17 protein-coding genes and 1 tRNA gene are annotated in these 16,813 nt (G+C 64.5%); 6 read left to right on the forward strand and 12 right to left on the reverse strand.

Features of this window, described 5'->3' with window-relative positions; translation table 11 throughout:
• Positions 1 to 191: 191 nt before the first annotated feature.
• The 6 genes from LZC95_44660 to LZC95_44685 all read right to left on the reverse strand — a co-directional run bounded on the left by LZC95_44660 (position 192) and on the right by LZC95_44685 (position 4,553).
• Positions 192 to 2,276, reverse strand: coding sequence for a serine/threonine protein kinase (locus LZC95_44660; protein WXA93533.1), 2,085 nt, complete (start codon positions 2,274 to 2,276; stop codon positions 192 to 194).
• Between the two features lie 28 nt (positions 2,277 to 2,304).
• Positions 2,305 to 3,003, reverse strand: a complete 699-nt coding sequence (locus LZC95_44665; protein WXA93534.1) for a hypothetical protein — start codon at positions 3,001 to 3,003, stop codon at positions 2,305 to 2,307.
• An 11-nt stretch (positions 3,004 to 3,014) separates the two neighbouring features.
• Positions 3,015 to 3,578: a hypothetical protein gene (locus LZC95_44670; GenBank protein WXA93535.1), complete on the reverse strand. Its 564-nt coding sequence runs from the start codon at positions 3,576 to 3,578 to the stop codon at positions 3,015 to 3,017.
• Positions 3,575 to 3,874 (reverse strand): hypothetical protein, encoded by a 300-nt coding sequence (locus tag LZC95_44675; protein WXA93536.1) that lies wholly within the window; start codon positions 3,872 to 3,874, stop codon positions 3,575 to 3,577. The genes LZC95_44670 and LZC95_44675 overlap by 4 nt, the downstream gene beginning before the upstream one ends.
• Before the next feature lie 270 nt (positions 3,875 to 4,144).
• Complete coding sequence (locus LZC95_44680; GenBank protein ID WXA93537.1) at positions 4,145 to 4,348, reverse strand: hypothetical protein; 204 nt, start codon at positions 4,346 to 4,348, stop codon at positions 4,145 to 4,147.
• 1 nt (position 4,349) lies between these two features.
• A complete protein-coding gene (locus LZC95_44685) occupies positions 4,350 to 4,553 on the reverse strand; it encodes a hypothetical protein (GenBank protein WXA93538.1) in 204 nt (67 codons plus the stop codon).
• 331 nt (positions 4,554 to 4,884) lie between these two features.
• On the opposite strand from LZC95_44685, the gene LZC95_44690 reads away from it, so the two are divergent.
• Together LZC95_44690 and LZC95_44695 are read left to right on the forward strand one after the other, a co-directional pair.
• A complete protein-coding gene (locus LZC95_44690; protein ID WXA93539.1) occupies positions 4,885 to 5,733 on the forward strand; it encodes a tetratricopeptide repeat protein in 849 nt (282 codons plus the stop codon).
• Positions 5,734 to 5,840: 107 nt separating this feature from the next.
• The gene (locus tag LZC95_44695; GenBank protein ID WXA93540.1) at positions 5,841 to 7,103 is read left to right on the forward strand and encodes a deoxyhypusine synthase family protein; all 1,263 of its coding nucleotides are present in this window, start codon (positions 5,841 to 5,843) and stop codon (positions 7,101 to 7,103) included.
• A 20-nt stretch (positions 7,104 to 7,123) separates the two neighbouring features.
• On the opposite strand, the gene LZC95_44700 is transcribed toward LZC95_44695, so the two are convergent.
• On the reverse strand, positions 7,124 to 7,450 hold the full coding sequence (locus tag LZC95_44700; protein ID WXA93541.1) for a PilZ domain-containing protein: 327 nt from the start codon (positions 7,448 to 7,450) through the stop codon (positions 7,124 to 7,126).
• A gap of 171 nt (positions 7,451 to 7,621) precedes the next feature.
• Between LZC95_44700 and LZC95_44705 the strand changes: the two genes are divergently transcribed.
• On the forward strand, positions 7,622 to 9,868 hold the full coding sequence (locus LZC95_44705; GenBank protein WXA93542.1) for a TIGR02266 family protein: 2,247 nt from the start codon (positions 7,622 to 7,624) through the stop codon (positions 9,866 to 9,868).
• Here LZC95_44705 and LZC95_44710 read toward each other — a convergent pair.
• The 3 genes from LZC95_44710 to LZC95_44720 are packed head-to-tail and all read right to left on the reverse strand — an operon-like array spanning position 9,865 to position 11,734.
• Complete coding sequence (locus LZC95_44710) at positions 9,865 to 10,269, reverse strand: hypothetical protein (GenBank protein ID WXA93543.1); 405 nt, start codon at positions 10,267 to 10,269, stop codon at positions 9,865 to 9,867. The two genes, LZC95_44705 and LZC95_44710, sit on opposite strands and share 4 nt — an antisense overlap.
• Positions 10,270 to 10,283: 14 nt before the next feature.
• Positions 10,284 to 10,652: a hypothetical protein gene (locus LZC95_44715; GenBank protein ID WXA93544.1), complete on the reverse strand. Its 369-nt coding sequence runs from the start codon at positions 10,650 to 10,652 to the stop codon at positions 10,284 to 10,286.
• A 23-nt stretch (positions 10,653 to 10,675) separates the two neighbouring features.
• Positions 10,676 to 11,734 carry a hypothetical protein gene (locus LZC95_44720; protein ID WXA93545.1) on the reverse strand — a complete coding sequence of 353 codons (1,059 nt, stop codon included), beginning with the start codon at positions 11,732 to 11,734 and terminating at the stop codon, positions 10,676 to 10,678.
• A 267-nt stretch (positions 11,735 to 12,001) separates the two neighbouring features.
• On the opposite strand from LZC95_44720, the gene LZC95_44725 reads away from it, so the two are divergent.
• The 3 genes from LZC95_44725 (at position 12,002) to LZC95_44735 (ending at position 15,016) form a co-directional block, all read left to right on the forward strand.
• Positions 12,002 to 13,261 (forward strand): sigma 54-interacting transcriptional regulator, encoded by a 1,260-nt coding sequence (locus LZC95_44725; GenBank protein WXA93546.1) that lies wholly within the window; start codon positions 12,002 to 12,004, stop codon positions 13,259 to 13,261.
• Between the two features lie 46 nt (positions 13,262 to 13,307).
• Positions 13,308 to 14,891 carry a serine/threonine protein kinase gene (locus tag LZC95_44730; protein ID WXA93547.1) on the forward strand — a complete coding sequence of 528 codons (1,584 nt, stop codon included), beginning with the start codon at positions 13,308 to 13,310 and terminating at the stop codon, positions 14,889 to 14,891.
• 51 nt (positions 14,892 to 14,942) lie between these two features.
• Positions 14,943 to 15,016, forward strand: a tRNA-Gln gene (locus LZC95_44735).
• A gap of 94 nt (positions 15,017 to 15,110) precedes the next feature.
• Here the strand turns inward: LZC95_44735 and LZC95_44740 are convergent.
• Complete coding sequence (locus tag LZC95_44740; GenBank protein WXA93548.1) at positions 15,111 to 15,977, reverse strand: hypothetical protein; 867 nt, start codon at positions 15,975 to 15,977, stop codon at positions 15,111 to 15,113.
• Between the two features lie 337 nt (positions 15,978 to 16,314).
• Positions 16,315 to 16,764 (reverse strand): hypothetical protein, encoded by a 450-nt coding sequence (locus LZC95_44745; protein WXA93549.1) that lies wholly within the window; start codon positions 16,762 to 16,764, stop codon positions 16,315 to 16,317.
• Positions 16,765 to 16,813 lie beyond the last annotated feature (49 nt).

Here is a 16,813-nt window from a genome sequence, read left to right on the forward strand (position 1 = left end):
ACGATCCTCGAACAGCGTCACGAAAAAGAAGAAGAACCGCCAGGACGCCAAAAGAGAGGCGCCAGGATCGCCAGGTGAACCAACAATAAACTCCTAATTTTGGGGATTTATTGTTGGTTCAGTTGGCGATCCTGGCCCCACTGGCGTCCTGGCGATTTCCTTCTTCCTGTTCGAGAATCGTGCTCGTCCATTCAGCGGCTGCGCGATTCGATTTCGGCGATGGTGCGAGGGAGCATGCCCTCGCGCTGGAGGCACGGGTTGCTGTAGCACGTGCGGCGGTTGAGGAAGCCGCACGCGTAGCGCCCGTTGTAGCTGCGCAGAAGATCGACGGTGCGTGCATCGCCATCGGTGCGCGCGCGCGGGAGGAGCGAGCGTTTCTCCTCGCAGGAGCTGGCGCCGCGCAGATCGAGCGTGATGAGGAGGGCCGGGTTGGCCAGCTTCCGCGTCTGCGAGCGCAAGAGGGCCAGACGTGCGCGCTCGGCCACCACCTTCGATTGCGAGGCCCATTGGCCGTAGGCGAGATCGTAAAGGATGTCGGGCCCGGCGCTCCCCATCTTGCTCTCGAGGAGGGAAAAGGCCATCTCGGAGACGTCCTTCTCGCGGGCCAAGGTCGCGTTGCGAACGTCTTCGTCGAGCTTCAGATCGTCGATGGCCGACGGCTCGAGCTGAAGCCAGAGCTCGGCCTCGCGCAGCGACGCCTTCGGATCTTTGGTCGCGGAGTAGGCCTTCTGCAGGGCGCGGTGGATGTCCGCCCGCTCGGGGTGCTCTTTCTCCAGCGGCGTAAGCTTCTCGATGGCCGACGTGGCATCGCCCTTTTCGATCAGGTCGAGCGCCGCAGCCACCTGCGTGTCGATGCCCGGATCGCCGCCCTTCCCTGCAGCGCCACCCTGCGCCGTCTCTCCACCGGCCACGGCCGCGTCGGAGCTGTCCTCGTCGGACTTTTTGCCCAGGTTGGCGACCATGGCCACCAGAAAGACGAACGCAATGAGCCCGATCGCACCGAGCCCCACGAAGACGAGGAGCTTCGGATTTTGCCGGAGCTGCGCCAGGCGCTCGCTCGGCAAGAAGCCCTGCTTCGGAAGCACCGGCATCTCCATGCTCGGTCCAGCGCCACCCTGCCCCGCTCCGGACAACACTTGCGGACCGCTGGCATCGGGCTGCGACCCGAACGCGTCGCGCGGAGAAGACACGAGGGATGGACGCGGGTTCGCGGTGCTGCCGGGATTGGCGCTCGGCACCACGCCGTAGGCGGAGAGCCAGATGCCGTCGAGCGCGTCGATGAGGTCCTTCGCATCGCGGAAGCGGTGCGCGGACTCTTTTTCGAGCATGTGAAAGACGATGCTCTGCACCTCGGGCGGGATGATCACGCCGGGCGCCTTCTGCGAAAACGGAGGAACCGGTGCGGTGACGTGCATGCCCAGCAAGGTGACCTTGCTCTCGTGATCGAACGGGCGCTCGCCCGCGAGCATCTCGTACGTCATGATGCCGAGCGCGTAGATATCGGCGCTGGGCGTGACGTTCTGCCCGAGGGCTTGCTCCGGCGCCATGTACTCGGGCGTGCCGTAGACCATGCCGAGCTGCGTGAGCGCTTGGCCGGCGGGGCCGGCTCGATTGTGCTCGTCGCGCGAGAGCTCGGCGACGGGGACCTTGGCGATGCCGAAGTCGAGCACCTTCACGAAGTCCGGCTCGCCGTCGCGATCGATGAGCATCACGTTCTCGGGCTTGAGATCGCGGTGAACGATGCCGAGTGCGTGCGCGCGCTGGAGGGCGGCAGCGATCTGGCGGAGGATGCGCATCGCGCGACCCACTTCGAGCGGGCCGGCGGCAATGGCGTCGCGCAAGCTCCGGCCCTCGACGTACTCGAGGACGAGAAAGAAGGAGCCGTCCTCCAGCTTTCCGAAGTCGGTCGCCGTGGCGACGTTGGGATGATCGATGTGCGCCGCCGCCATGGCCTCGCGCTCGAAGCGGGCGACCACCTCGGGAAGGCGGCTCATTTCGGCGTGCAGCACTTTGACCGCCAGCCGCTTGCGCATGTGGGTGTGTTCAGCCTGGTAGACCGCCCCCATCCCACCTTCACCTAGGAGCTTTTCGATGCGGTAGCGGCCGCTGATCACGGTCCCGAGCAACGATTCGGCAGGTCCCGAACGCCCGGTCTCTTCTTCATAAGGAGGCGGTTGCACGTCTTCTTCGGCGGCGAGCGGAGGCCCGGACGGCTCATCGCCCGGGACGAGGGCCTCGTCCTCACTGGCGGAATCGGTGGGTTGACTCGTCGACATAAAGCCCGGGGAGAACGATTATCACAGCTTATTGATCGAGGCTCAAACCCAGGACGGCAAACGGAACAACCGTATCACTGCCGATGGGCTCGACTTGGCGATTGGAGGCGGGGGGGCCTGTGAGAAACGCCCCGCGCCCTGGATCTTGGTAGAGGCTGCCCGTGAAAGCGAACCCAAATCGGGTACCTACCTCGAGGGTGATCTCCCACGGTCGCCAGACACGGTACGCAATGCCGAGGCCAAACGGGATCTCGACGTGCCCGCCGCCGGCCCCGGCCACGAGACCATCCGAGGCGCCGGCGTTGGTCGCGAACGACCGGTGGTAGCTGCGTGCATAGACCCCGACGTAGCCAGCGCCCAAGAACGCCCACGCGTGCCACTTCCCGTGCGGCCAGGGCGATGTGACTTTCACCCGCGCGCCCGCGGAGGTGACGTTGCGTGCATCGCCGCCGTCATCCGTCGGTGAAAGGTCGTGGGAAAGATACGCACCCACGCGAACCAATGGGAAGAGCGCCACATGGCCTTGCACGCCCGCAATCGGTCCGAATCGACCGTCGCCAGGACCGCCGGTATAGATGCGGCGTGCGACGCCGGCATGGGCGCCCGCGTCCCAATGAAGCTGCGCGTGCGCCGTGCGCGCGGGAAAAAGGACGAGCAGCGCGCCGGCTACGATGAACGCGACGAGTGAGGCAAACGAGCGTGGAGTCTGCGGGGAGAAGGTCGCCAACGAAGGCGAGCTTACTTCCGATTCGCCAGGGCGAAACCGATAACGCCAATGGGGATGCGCAGTTTGCCGAAGATGGCCGGACCAATGCCGCCGTCGCCGAAGCTGCGGTACTGCGCTTCGACTCCGAGCACGCTCCAGCCCACCGCGAGCATGCCCATGGGACGCGGCTCGACGTCGACACCGCCCCCCGCTTGGATCCACACGCCGCTCGAGAGGTGCATCTGTTCGATTTGCACGCCGAAGGTGCCGGGCGTGAAGTTCGATAGGTCGTAAAACACCCGCCCCATGGTGAACCATTGGCCGTGCACCCACATGACACCGCCGCCAATGCGTCCGAACGAAACGGTGCGCGCGTGGTTGTCTCCGTACGCGCGGCCAAAGCCGCCCTCGATGTTCGCGTCCCACGTCACGACGTGCGTGCCCAAGGAGTCGAGCGTCACGACCTCCTGCTTCGCGGGCTTCTCTTGATTCGCAGGTTGCTCTTGCTTCGCCGGTTGCTCGGGCGCGGACTGCGCAGCCGCAACGCGCGACAACGAGAGGACGGTTGCGACCACCATGACGCTTCGCCGAATCATTCCTTCGCTCCTTTATCCTTGGATGTCGCCGCGCGGATGTCCGCCATGGCGAACCCCGTATCTCCCACGCCGGGAATGGGCGCGCCCTCGACGGCTTTGGCGGCGCAGGCCGCGAGGGATTCGGTCGGTGTCTCCGCAGGGTGCAGTGCGTTCGACTGCACTTTGAGACGAAGACGCAGATAACCGTCCGTCTTGGCCAACGAATCGATCTCGGGACAGGCTTTGGCAATCCGCACCAGCGCATCCGCCACGGGCGCAGGCGACAGTGCGTGGCCGCCCGTAACTGCGAACGCCATTTCCATTTCCGGTCGCCCTGGACCCGGTGCGAGTCGAACCGAAATGGGTTCACCATACTGAACGTCAGTATTCGGTTTTGAGCACGCACCCGCGAGAAGCGATAAAGACATCAACAAGGTGCGGGTGGCGATGGTGCGGGCAGTCCTGAACGCGATCATGCACTTTCAATTCCTGAAACGATTCGTACGACAAAAGCAAAGAGGCCAGCTTTTGGGCTGACCTCTTTACCATCAACGCCAAGCTTCACCTATCGTGAAGGCTGCGTTTTATCAGGGCGACTCGGAATCCGCACAGGACGTGAGGCCCGCGTCGGAGACCTTGCACACGTACGCCTTGCGGAGCGCTCCAAAGAGGAAATAATCGTTCCGCGCGACCACGGCCTTGTCACCCGAAACGGTGACACCCGAATAGCCGCAGCCAACGGTGCTGCCAACGCCGACGAGGGCGAGGGCCACTACGATAGCGCGCAACATGTCACGGATTCTCGCTGGTCTGGCAGGCGGTGAGGCCCGCGTCGGAAACCTTGCAAACATACGCCTTGCGCAGGATGCCGAAGAGGAAGCCGTCATTGCGCGCCACAACGACCTTGTCCCCCGCCGCGCCGACGCCACCATACGAACATCCCGCCGCGCTGCTGAGAGCTGCCACGGCCAGGAACAGAGCGATCCCTTTTTTCATTGCGATTTCACCTCGAAAGAACGTTTGATACCCAACGGGGGAGACGAGATCGCCCCCTCAAGTTGTTTCAAGAACGCCAGCGAAAATATGTAGAAGCGGCTAGCGCGCTCAAGGGCATAGACGACTGCGATAAATCAAGTCAAGTTAGTTTTGACTTAAATGGGAATGCTTATCCGAATCTCAATGCTGTCGCGTTCTTACGACCCTGAGACGCAACCTCTTCCCCGAAGTTGCGTGGAAAAAGAAAAGAACTGAAAAGAAGTGCGGCAACTCGTACGCTGGAGGAGCTGTTCACGAAACAACACCGACGAACCAACACCCGAGATATTCAATGGCAACCTTTGAAAAATTGGCTTCTTTGCCCGAAGACGAAATCGACGTTGGTCTCGGCACGATTCTTCTCGCGCGCGACGTTTATCCGGACCTGGATATCGAACGCACGCTGGCGCGCTTCGATGAGTTGGCGGCCCCCCTTCAGGAACTCCGGGTGGACGGGCACCCACTCGCCCAGGCCAGCCTTACGCTCCAAGCGGAACATCTGCGCGAGCACCTCCATGTTGCCTGTGGCTTCAACGGCAATGAGTCGGATTACTACGATCCGCGCAATAGTCTCATTTCCGATGTGCTGGAGCGCAAGCTGGGGATCCCCATCACATTGTCCGTCGTTTATTGTGAAGTGGCCAAGCGCCTTGGCGTCCGCGCGCGCGGGGTGAGCTTTCCGGGGCACTTCTTGGTGCGCCTCGACTCGGCCCACGAGCACGAGAAAGGACGCCAACCCGTCCTGGTCGATCCGTTCTTCGGTTGCCGGATCCTCGGTCCGAAGGAGCTGGCCGAACTCCATGCAAAGGTGATGGGCGATGCGCCAATCGCGCCGGAAGCGTTGGCGCCTGCGTCGGGTCGCGCGATCCTGCATCGCATTTTGGTCAATTTGCGCGCCGTGTATTTGGCGCGGAATGACATTGCGCGCGCCATGCTCACCATCGATCGCATTCTTTGCCTGACGCCCAATGCCACCGAGCCTTTGCGCGAACGAGGGCTGCTCTCGGCACGTCTGGGATCGCGCGAGCAGGCCCTGGCCGATCTCGAGCGCTTTCTGGAGTTGGCGCCCCAGGCGGAAGACGCGGCGCAAATCCGCGAGCGGCTGGCCGAGTTGAAAAAGGCGAGCGCACCGCTCAATTAGAAGGGCCGATGGCGGGGGTGTGACGCTTGGGCAAATTCGGGCGGGCGCGGGCGGACGCCACGCTTGACGTAAACGTCGAGACGAGTCGATATGCTCGGGATCCTCCGATGCCCACGCCGAAAGCCACCACCCGTCGCCCCCGCGCCCCGAAGAAGGGCACCGCTCCGAAGGTTTCCTCCCCGCGCAAGGCCTTCGAGACGGCCCGCACCGTGCATCCGGTGGGGATCACGGGCAAGGAGCGCCCGCACGACATCATCACGAACATGTTCCCGGCCTACGTCGGCCGTCAGGAGCGAACCGCGTTCGAGTTGATGCGCCGGAGCATCACGGAGGACTGCTGCACCTTCTTGACGATGTCGGGGGCGATGACGCCGGCGGGATTGCATCAGTCCTGTCTCATCCCGCTGCTCGACCGCGGGCTGATCGACTGCATCACCACCACGGGCGCCAATCTTTACCACGACGCCCACCGCATCATCGGGCACCGCATTCGCGAGATCGAGCCCAACGCGGGCGACCTTCAGTACCGGTTGGCGCGCATCATCCGCATCTACGACTTGGGCTTCTGGGAGGAGACGCTTCTCGAGACGGACAAGCTGTTCTCGGCCATCCTGCAAAAGCCCGAGTTCCAGAAGAAGATGACCACCCCCGAGCTGCATTACCTGCTCGGTAAGAACATCGCGCGCATCGAAGATGCCCTCGGGGTGACGAGCCCCTCGCTCCTCTCCACGGCATACCGCTATGGGGTGCCCATCTTCGTGGGGGCGGTGCAGGACGGGTCGATCTTCCTCAACATCGTCAAGTTGAAGAGGCTCCTCGGGCCGGCCTTCAAGCTCGAGATCGACGTGAACGACGACGTGTTCGAGATGGGGGCGATGCAGCGCCATTGCTTCGGTGCCCTCGGCAAGCCGATGGCCATCTGGATCTTGGGCGGCGGCGTGCCGAAGAATTACACGCTGCAGGGTGAGCCGCTGCTCGATCAGATCCTCTCGGTGCCCACCCATGGCTTCGACATCGACGTGCAGTTCTGCGTCGACCCCGTCGACAATGGCGCGCTGAGCTCCTGTCCGGCGGGCGAGGGCCACACTTGGGGCAAGGTCTCCGCCGAAAGCGTGGCCACCGGATCCGTGTACGTGCACTCCGATGTCACGGCGGTCTTTCCATGGCTGACGTATGCGCTTCTCTCGGACCCGCGCATCCATCGTCGCCACCGCCGCCTTTATGACGCGCGCGAAAAGGCCGTGGCCAGCCTCCAGGCCGAGGTCGAGAAGCGCCGGAAGAAGCTGATGCCGACCCTGGACTTCCCGCTTCCCAAGGAAAAACCGGGCAAAATGGCCAAAAAGAAGGCCAAGACCAAGAAGAAGCGTTAGAGCCGCTCGAAGATTTCGGCCTAACCGTCGAAAACGAAGGCGGCAATGAGCTCGAAGAGGGCCAGGACCTTGGGGGCGTCGGTCGGTTCGAAGGCGACGCCAAACCGGGTGGGCTCCAGGCGGCTGGCCGGCCGGACCCAGGCAACGCGGGCGGGAATTTCCAGGGGATCCCAGAGGCTGGGGGCGATGAAGGAGAGGACCACGCGGTCGTCCCGCCGCAGGACGGTGCCCGGTATTTCCAGGCCGGCGCCGCCCAGGCTCATGTTGTGGACCCGGGCTTCGGCCTGCCAGCCGGCCATAGGGTGGACGATCCCCACGACAAAACGCACCGGCTTGCGCTCGTGCACCCGAAAAGGGCGCTCTAGGCTGTCACTCGACCCATGCCCCATCGGCTCGTCGGAGGCTACCATCCTCCTCCCTATTTCTGGGGACCTTCTGGGGGAGAATCAGGAACACCATTGGCGTAACGAACCGCAAAGCGGTTACCATGGCACGGCGGAGCGAAGAGAGACCCATCCATGACCCAGGACACCCGCAAAGATCCGCGTGCGAAGATCGTCAGCTTGAATGTCCGCTACAAGAGCGCGACCGTCGACGAATTCATCGAGAATCACTCGCACGACGTAAGCAAGGGCGGCATCTTCATCAAGACGTCCACGCCCTTTGCGCAAGGAACGCTGCTCAAGTTCGAAATTCGCCTGGCCGGTGACCAAGCCGTCATCGCGGGCGTTGGTCGCGTGGTGTGGAAGCGGGAGCCTTCGCAGGCCAGCGCCGAGCGGCCGGGTGGCATGGGGGTCAAGTTCATCAAGATCGACGAGAACTCGCGCGCGGTGATCGACAGATTGGTCGCCGCCAAAGAGGACGCGGGCTCGGCGTTCACGTCGGAGCTGAAGGAGCCGTTGGCGGCCCTGCGCGAGCGCACCACCGCGGGCGCGGGTCAGGTGCCCGGCGCCAAGGTGGAGCGTCCGGGCAAGTCGACGATCATGGGCATGGGATCGCTGCACCCGGAAAATGTGCCGGCGACCAGCGCGCCAAGGCCTGCCGCGGGCAATCCCGCTTGGGGAGGCGCCCCGCAAGCAGGACCTGGGGCTGCGGCTCCGGTCAGTGCGACGGCGCCGAAGACCGCGCCGAAGGCCGGCGGGTTCTTCCCGGCGACACAGCCCGAGCTGGAGATGCCGCCGCCCGAAGAGCGGACCATGATGAAGCAGGCCGAGGAGCTGCTGGAAGAAGCGCTCAAGGGTGCCGGCGGATCCATGGAGGAGGTGGGGAACAACCCGCTCTTCGCGTCGGCCAAAGCCTTGCCGGGAACGGCGCCCAAGCCGCTGTCCAATCCGCCGCCGCCCCGATCAGGGCCGCAGCCTTCGATCGGGAAAACCGACGCCGTGCCGCCGCCACCGCCGTCGGCCCCCGCGACGGTGAAGCCGCCGTCGGCGCCGCCGCCGCGCCCGGGCGGGATCGTGACGCCGTCGCCGCTTTCGGCGAGCCTTCAAGAGAGGCTCGGGGTCGGTGGGCCGCCGCCGGCGCCTCCGTCCGTGCCGCGACCTGCACCCTCAGGAGCGGCCCCGCAAGCGGGTCCTGGGGCAGCGCCTGCGGCGACGGCGCCGACTGCGCCGTCGGTGCGTCCTCCGTCGGTGCCCGCACCGCCTCGCCCTGCGCCGGTTGCACCGTCTGCACCGCCCGCGGCGGTCACGGCGATGGTGGACGATCTGCTCTCCGATCCGTTGCCTCCGGTGCCGAAGGCGCCGTCGCTCCCTGCGGAAGCATTGAAGACGCCGACCGCGGTGCTCTCGGAGCCGCCGCCGAAGGCTGCGTCGATTCCACCGCCGGCCGCGTTGTTCTCGTTGGAGAAGAAGGTCGACGAGGAGAAGAAAGACGAGCCGGCAACGCTGCCCTCGTCGCTGGTCGTCGAGTCGATCCTCAAGTCGACGCCGCCGCCCGACGTCCTCGCCAAGGACAAAGATGGCGTGCGTGCGCCGTCGGAGAAGCCGCCGGCCATCACGCGTCCGGTGAGCGAGCGGCCGCCGCCCGCGCTGTTTGCCACCGAGCCTTCCACCTCGGCGAAGGTCGACATACCGCCTCCCGCAGCACGCGCCGTGAGCGAGCGCCCGGCGCCGCTCAAGTTGATCGAGCCGCCGGAAGAGCGCCCGATGGGCATTTCGGCGATGGCGAGTCTCTCGGCGGATGCCGCGGACGCGTCGTCGGCGAAAAAGCCCAATTGGCTTCTCTGGGGTGGTCTCGCCGTGGTGGCGGCGGGCGCATTGGTCTTCTTCTTCACGAGCCAAGGCTCCTCGACGAATGAGACGACGCCTCCGGCCAGCGCATCGGCGAGCGCAACGCCGAGTGCATCGGCTCCTCCGCCGCCTGCGCCCGCGGAGACGGCGACGGCTGCGGCCGAAGTCGATGCCAGTGCAACGACTGCCGCCGAAGTCGACGCCGCGGCGCCGAGCACCGCGCATGGTGCAGCGGCAGCGACGGCGAGCGCAACGCCGACCGTTGCTACGGCAACGGCTGCCCCGGTGGTGAAGCCCCGACCTGCGCCGAAACCGAAGGACACCGCCGCCGAGGAGCCTTCCTCGCCGCCGGCACCGACGGCGACAGCAACCGCCACGGCTACGGCAACCCCGACACCGACGCCTGCGCCCACCGCGACGTCGACGGGCACGTCGAGCGAAGGCAGCACCACCGCGCCGACGAGCAGCTCCAAACCGGCGAAGCCGCCGACCCCCAAGCCGGCAGCCTCGGACGAACTAGAGAATCAACTTTAGCGAATGCCGCAAGACGCCGTGGTAAAGGACTGCGGCGTCTTGGTGCATGCGCACTGGCGCTCGTCGTCGGTCATGCAGAGGCCGTAGTCGGCGGCGCCGCCCACGATCATGCAGTGCGGTGCGGTGCCGGGGCATGAGCGCGGCACGATGCCGCCGCACGACTCGTGCTGGGGCGCGCAGAAGTCGTGCTCCCCGTTGCCTTCGCACTTGAGGCCTTGCGGGCAATCGTTCGTGCCGGACTTGCAACTGTCGCCCAAGCGCCCGCACGCACCACCGTCGCCGCCGGGACTCGAGTCGGTGCCGGCGTCGCCCTTGATGTCGTTGGAGCTGTCACTGCCGCTGCACGCGATGAACGCGAACGCCGCGCATACCACGCTGCTGAATCGAAGAAAGCCATTCATAGGAGAACCTCGTTTCAAGGACACGTTTCGCCAAAGGCTATGCACTTGGTCTGCCCTCTGTTCTTGCCCATGCAACAGAGCTGACCCGCTTTGCAATCCGAGCAGCGATCGCAGCTGCCCCCATCGGCGCAGAATTCCCCCCCACACGCCACGGTCCCGCAGCATGACGGAAGACCGGGGGGCGGATTTCTGTCCACGCACACGTTGCCGATGCCCCCATCGGTGGAAGATCCCCCTTCGTGGCCCGCGTCGGGAGCATCGATGCTCGCATCTCCGCCATCGGCGAGCTCCTGCTCGAACCGGAGCTCCGGCACCGAGCTGCACGCAGCCATCATCGCGCACGTGAGTGCTGCCACCGTGGCTCGATCGAAACGATGCACCATCGCGTCGAGTGTACAACGCCCGATCAAAACGTGGTCGAGAGGACGAATTGGCCTCCCGAAGGTGCGACACGACCCGAGATGTTCCAGCCGCGGACCGATGCTTGCGGCGCGCGGTTCGAGGAGGGCGCCGACAAGAGGAGATACGTTCCCACGCCCAGGCCAATCACACCGACCCCCGCGAGCACCGCCGCCACGGTGCCCTTCGTCTGCGCGCTATCACGTTGGCTCTGTAGCTCGTCCTTGTTCACATTGCGCGGGCACCGACCGTCGGGGCATGTGTCCTCCAGCGACGAGATGTCCGACTCGCGCATGACCAAGGTCACGGCAGCGCCGACCAGAAAGGCGGCTCCGGCGCCCGCGGTGATCCACCCGGCGAGCTTCCGCCCCGATCCCGGATTGGACTCCGACTCCGGCGCAGAGGTCATCATGGGATGGGGCGCGCCATCCGGGGGCGGATTCTGGGGCTCTGCTTTCACATCGATCGCGCTCTTCCCGTTGCTCGCTTCCTTGGGCTCGACGTTGGGCACGAGCACGGTGGTGCGGGCTCGCTCGGCCAAGGTCACCTGCGTCTCGAAGGCTGTTTTTCCTTGGGTGCTCGCGGTGATGGCGTGCGTGCCGGGGTCGAGCGCAATGGGCTTGTCCAGCTCACTCGGTTGGACCGGCTGACCATCGATGGCGACCTGGGACTTGGCGCGCGCGTCGGCGGCGAATACCAAGGTCACCTGCGGGATGCGCTCGTTGAGCGAGCCCGTGTGCTCTTTGGCAGCGCGCACGACATCTCGATCCTTACCGTCAGCGCCGAGATCGATGGCCGCTTGGTAGGCGACCATCGCCTCCTTCAGTTTGCCGAGACCCTCCAGGCACGTTGCAATGCGGTAGCGGACCGGAACGGTATCTCGCACCTTCGCCACCCGCCGAAACTTCTCCAAAGCCGCGGCAAAGTTCCCTTTTTCCTCGTCTTTCAGGCCTTCGGCGAAGAGCTTACGGGCGGAAGCCAAGCTGGTAGTGGCGCCATCATCTTCCGTCTTTTGCGCATAAGCCGGGTTGGGAACCGTGATGGGCATCAGAGCCAGCGCAAGCATGACGAGACCGCAGGCTGGAGTCCGTCTCGGGAACATTTTTGCCAAGGGTACGCGCCTGGCGCGTCGAAGGAAACGCACTCGGACATCAGAAAGGAAAAAGGCTAGAGACACGCCCTCGTTCACACGTACGATATCTTCTTCCTACCCATGACCGATCCATCATCGCGAGGCGAAACAGAGGTTAACGTTGGTCTTCGTCCGCGGACGTTGGTGGCCATTCCACGTTTGACGGCCATTGCAGGACCGGCCAAAGGACGTGCATTCGCAATGGCCAATGCGCTCGCGACCGTTGGCCGACATCCCACCAACGACATGGTGTTGGACGATCCCCGCGTGAGCGGTGTGCATCTCCAACTGCAACGCGTCGACGATCACATTCGTCTGCGCGATGCGGGCAGCACCAACGGCACGTGGCTCGGACAGCACCGTGTGATGGAGATCGAGCTCGGCGCTGGTGCAGAGATCACCGTCGGGTCCACCGTGCTGCAAGTCGATCTCGACGATGCAGCGACGACGTCGCCCGTCAGCGTTCACGACTCGTTCGGTATGTTGGTCGGACGCTCGACGGTGATGCGCGAGCTGTTCGCCACACTGGAGCGAATCGCCCCAAAGGAGATCGGTCTCCTCATTCAAGGTGAGACCGGGACGGGCAAAGAGGAGGTCGCGCGCTCGATTCACATCAAGAGCATGCGCGCGAACAAGCCGTTCATCGTCATCGATGCCACGGCGCTGCCCGAGACCTTGGCCGACTCGTTGCTCTTTGGACACGAGAAGGGCGCGTTCACCGGGGCTGCCGAGCGGCGGGTCGGATTCTTCGAAGCGGCCGACGGCGGCACCATCTTCCTCGACGAGATCGGGGAGCTGTCCGCACCGCTGCAGTCCAAGTTTCTGCGCGTGCTCGAACGCCACGAGGTCACGCGCGTTGGCGGGCAGACCCCCATTAAGGTGAACGTGCGCGTCGTCGCCGCCACGCACCGCGATCTGCGTCACGAGATCGAGGCGGGTCGCTTCCGAGAGGACCTCTACTATAGGTTGGCCCCCGTTCGCATTCTGCTACCGGCCCTTCGGGATAGACCCGATGACATCCCGGTGCTGTGCGAGCGGCTACTCTCCTACATCGGCGATGGGCGTTCGAGCCCGCTTGTCATCGATGCATCGGCCGTGCAATTCCTGTCGTCGCAGCCGTGGCCTGGAAATGTACGTGAGCTGCGGAACGTGCTGGCGCGTGCCGCTGCTTTGGCGACGGACAATGTGATTCGGCGCGTCGATGTCGCTGGAGAAGGCTTCGGATTCCGCGGCATGCGGGAAGAGCGGACCCCCCTCGACCTCACGGGCACTTTTGGTGCCGCGAAAGAACGCGCCATCGAGCGATTCGAATCGGCGTACCTCGCGGCATTGATGAAGCGTTGTGCCGGCAATCTTTCGATGGCATCGCGCGAGGCCGACCTGGCCCGACACCACCTCCGAGAATTGCTTCGCAAACGCGGGCTCTACGGCATACCTTGGGATCGCGAAACTGACGTGTGAGCCTCGCGTCCAAAGTAAGGGCGTGGAATAATCTTAAGGCCTTCACATGGGTAACGCCTTCCACATGGTCTCGCCGCCCGTAAGAGAGCCTTTTCAGAAACTCCGTTCGCACGATCGGCTCGGCGGCAAGTACATCCTCATTCGGCGCATCGCGCTCGGTGGGATGGGACAGATCTGGATTGCGCGTAACGAGATGACCGATGCGGAGGTCGCACTCAAGGTCCTACGCGCGGACATCGACAAGCGGATTCAAGTCGAGCCCCGCTTTCGACACGAGGCGCGCCTCGGTGCGATGCTCTGCCACCGCAACATCGTGCGCATCTTCGACTTGGTCGAGGAGCCCGATGGTTCGCTGGTTCTCGTGATGGAGCTTCTGCGCGGCGAGACGCTGCGGCGGCACTTGAAGAAGAAGGGCCCGCTCTCCGCCGAGGAGGCGATTGCGATCCTGCTGCCGGTGCTGTCGGCGTTGGAGCACGCACACGAGATGGGCGTGGTGCATCGCGACATCAAGCCGGCGAACATTTTCCTCGCGGTCGATCCGGACGGGCACGTGGTGCCGAAGCTGCTCGACTTCGGGATCGCGAAGGTGCCGCAAGCCGGCGGTGGGGTGCAGACGCTGGATGGGCGCGTGCTCGGAACGCCGCGTTACATGTCGCCGGAGCAGATTCGCTCCGAGGCGAACATCGACGGGCGGAGCGATATTTTCAGCATGGGCGCGGTGATGATGGAGATGCTCACGGGGCAGTCTCCCTTCGTGGCGGAGACGCCGAGTGCGTCGCTGGCATCGGTGCTCGAGACGTTGCTCGATCCGGATCCGCGGATCGATCCGCGTCTGTGGTTGGTGCTGCAGCGCGCGCTGGCGAAGCGTCCTTACGAGCGATACGCGCATTGTGCGGAGCTCGCGCAGGCGTTGCGAGAGGCGATCGGCGTGAGCGATCACGCGCTGCTGGCGAACTTACGACGCAGCAAGCCACCGCCGCGCATCTCGACGACGTTGAGCATCCATCGACCGGACGAGCCCGTGCGCAAGGGCATCGTGACGCCGGAGAACGGGATGCGGATCCCCGGCGATTCGGTGGATGAGGATTACGACTCGGAAGAAGATGGTAGCGACTACGCGATCGACGTGATCTCGCAGGGCTCGGAAAGCTCGTCGAGCGAGTCGATCTCGGGGTACCGTTCGAGCCAGCCCTCGGTGCGCACGCGCCAGTTGGGCATCGCGGAGATCGCGAGCACGGTCGACGAGAACGGCAAGGAGCAGCACCATCTGCGGATTTCGCGGGGTCGTTTGATCGCGTGCGGCGTCGCCGCGGTGGCGATCTTGACCTTGGTGTTCTGTGGCGGCCTCTATTTCCGCGAGGCGCACGACCGGGTGACGAACCGCAATGCCGCCGCCGCGACCCCGCCCCCACCTCCTCCTACGGCAGCCGCCCCATCGGTTGTGCCCGCTGCAGCCGCTGCGGGCGGAGTGGTACCGGCCACGTCGTCCTCGTCGGACACGGCTGAGCCTGCAGCCGGCGATGCACCGGCCATGAGCAACGGTTCAGGTCGGCGCGACCCACCGTCTACGCGGCCGATGCGATCGCCGCGCCCCGCAAAAAAGGACGTCGCCAGGACCCCAGGGTTCTGATGGATCTAGCGAGAATCGCTAGGTCGATGTAGCTTGCGCGAGCTTCGTTATTCGGGCGTCGTCCAACGGCAGGACAGCGGATTTTGGATCCGCTTATCGGGGTTCGAATCCCTGCGCCCGAGCCACTGCTTCTGGTGAAAACACCGAAGCCATCGCTCGGGCTTCGTCGGTCCTGGGCTTCGCACGGTAACGAGCGAATCGCGGCGAGCGGCGAGTTGGCTAGAGGCCGTAACGCTCCTTGAGGTAGGTCTCGACCTTGATGACGTCGTCGTCGGAGACGGTGGCGTGGACGCCGATGAGGGTGGCGATGTCACAAAGGAGCCATTGTGATTCGTTTTGTGCGCCGATTTTCGCTGGAACGCCGACGGCGCTCACGTTGATCGGGGCCAGGGTCATTTCGCCCGCGGGTTGGAAATCGACCCGGAGTTGGAGCTTGCTTCCGAGGCGACGAAACGATGTCAGGTGCGGTTCGCCGTCGGCGTAACCGCCGGGCTTCCTCGTTTGAATGCGACTCGGGTTGCTCGTTCCCATGAGGAACTGGCTGACCCTTCCGGCGTCCGTATCCGCCAAGGCGGTGACGACCATTTGCACGCCGGGATAAGGATCCGGGAATCCATTCTTCGTGTAGAGGTCCGCGTGCTCCGCGTCGTCGACACCGGTGTAGCGAACCAGAGTGAAGAAGGCGAAATCGTCCGTTCCCCACTGGAGCGACGCCGAGTCCTCGATGATCAGGATCGTTTTCGGCCCGAAGGAGACGGCTCGGCGGCCGTTGAAGTCCGTCGTCTTTGGCTGGCGGGCAGCGTCGGGCTGCAATGCGTGGTTTCCCTTTCCAGACTTATCGGTCCATTGGGTCACCTTGCCGTTGCTGCCGGAAACGATATCGCTCTCGAGCCAAAGGGCAGGAAACAGGTTCGCCGGTGTCCAAGACGACGCGTCGGGCTCCGGGATGATCGGGCCTTGGTCACGCCCGGCGTCGCTGGAGGGCGCCCCACCATCGTCCGAGGAGCACCCGCTGCTTTGAATGAAAAGAGCGCTGAGGGCGGTCAAAGCGACTGCGGACGCGAACGTCACCGAACGACGTAACATGGCGAGCATACGGCGCCCATTTGGGGCCACGACGGCTGCCTATGCAAGCCCATTGAAGGGGCGACGCCGCGCCCCCTTGCCTCATAGGCCCGGCAGAAGTTTGCGACGACATTTCAGCTGGCGAAGCGCGTGACATCGATCAGCTTGCCACTCGGTCCGCGGTCTGTCCGGTCCCGACTAGCCTCCGGGCGGCACGAGCGACCCGCTGCTGCGAGCCGCTCGATTGCTCAAATGCTTCGAATCGGCAGCGCCCCGTCGCAAATCCGATTAGGCCGGATGTAGCGGCTCAGCGTCAAGCGGCCCACTCTCTCTCTCTCGGCGTGCAGAGTGGTGACCTCTATGCCATTTTCCGCACAAGGGCTCGCGCCGACAGGGCGATGGCCAACGCCGTTGCGTGGCCGGCTCCGCACACCGCAAGCACGCACCGTACGCGATCCGGCCGTCCGACGAACGATTCGAGTCCCATCGAGAACTCACCACCGCTGCCGTCGAGAATGGCCGCCACCGCGCCAAGGCTCGCGGCAATGCAGAGGGCCGTCGCCCGCCACGGCGTGGATCTGACGACGAGACCGAACGAAACGCCCGTGCCGTCTGAGGTTTCCTGCCGGTTTGGGTGTGCGGTCGTGGCCAGAATCATCGTGATGAATACGGCCACGAATTGAAGGCCAAGCATGTACGGGGCTATCTCGGTCACACGAAATGTCGGGCTCCAGGTTTCGAACAGCGGAAAAAATCCGCATGGCAAGGCTACATCGGCCGCCACGGCCGAGAGTTTCCTTCGATCCATTCGGAACCTTGTTTGTATCGGCGAGGGAACTCGGGGCCCCCATGGAGGA

It is taken from the genome of Sorangiineae bacterium MSr12523, from assembly GCA_037157775.1.
Classification (GTDB): Bacteria; Myxococcota_A; Polyangia; order Polyangiales; family Polyangiaceae; genus Pendulispora; species Pendulispora brunnea.

Coding starts and splice junctions, on each gene's coding strand:
- LZC95_44745 (WXA93549.1), bottom strand. CDS start 16,764: ATGGATCGAAGGAAACTCTCGGCCGTGGCGGCCGATGTAGCCTTGCCA.
- LZC95_44725 (WXA93546.1), top strand. CDS start 12,002: ATGGCCAATGCGCTCGCGACCGTTGGCCGACATCCCACCAACGACATG.
- LZC95_44705 (WXA93542.1), top strand. CDS start 7,622: ATGACCCAGGACACCCGCAAAGATCCGCGTGCGAAGATCGTCAGCTTG.
- LZC95_44710 (WXA93543.1), bottom strand. CDS start 10,269: ATGAATGGCTTTCTTCGATTCAGCAGCGTGGTATGCGCGGCGTTCGCG.
- LZC95_44740 (WXA93548.1), bottom strand. CDS start 15,977: ATGTTACGTCGTTCGGTGACGTTCGCGTCCGCAGTCGCTTTGACCGCC.
- LZC95_44680 (WXA93537.1), bottom strand. CDS start 4,348: ATGTTGCGCGCTATCGTAGTGGCCCTCGCCCTCGTCGGCGTTGGCAGC.
- LZC95_44695 (WXA93540.1), top strand. CDS start 5,841: ATGCCCACGCCGAAAGCCACCACCCGTCGCCCCCGCGCCCCGAAGAAG.
- LZC95_44730 (WXA93547.1), top strand. CDS start 13,308: ATGGGTAACGCCTTCCACATGGTCTCGCCGCCCGTAAGAGAGCCTTTT.
- LZC95_44670 (WXA93535.1), bottom strand. CDS start 3,578: ATGATTCGGCGAAGCGTCATGGTGGTCGCAACCGTCCTCTCGTTGTCG.
- LZC95_44685 (WXA93538.1), bottom strand. CDS start 4,553: ATGAAAAAAGGGATCGCTCTGTTCCTGGCCGTGGCAGCTCTCAGCAGC.
- LZC95_44715 (WXA93544.1), bottom strand. CDS start 10,652: ATGGTGCATCGTTTCGATCGAGCCACGGTGGCAGCACTCACGTGCGCG.
- LZC95_44675 (WXA93536.1), bottom strand. CDS start 3,874: ATGGCGTTCGCAGTTACGGGCGGCCACGCACTGTCGCCTGCGCCCGTG.
- LZC95_44690 (WXA93539.1), top strand. CDS start 4,885: ATGGCAACCTTTGAAAAATTGGCTTCTTTGCCCGAAGACGAAATCGAC.
- LZC95_44720 (WXA93545.1), bottom strand. CDS start 11,734: ATGCTTGCGCTGGCTCTGATGCCCATCACGGTTCCCAACCCGGCTTAT.
- LZC95_44660 (WXA93533.1), bottom strand. CDS start 2,276: ATGTCGACGAGTCAACCCACCGATTCCGCCAGTGAGGACGAGGCCCTC.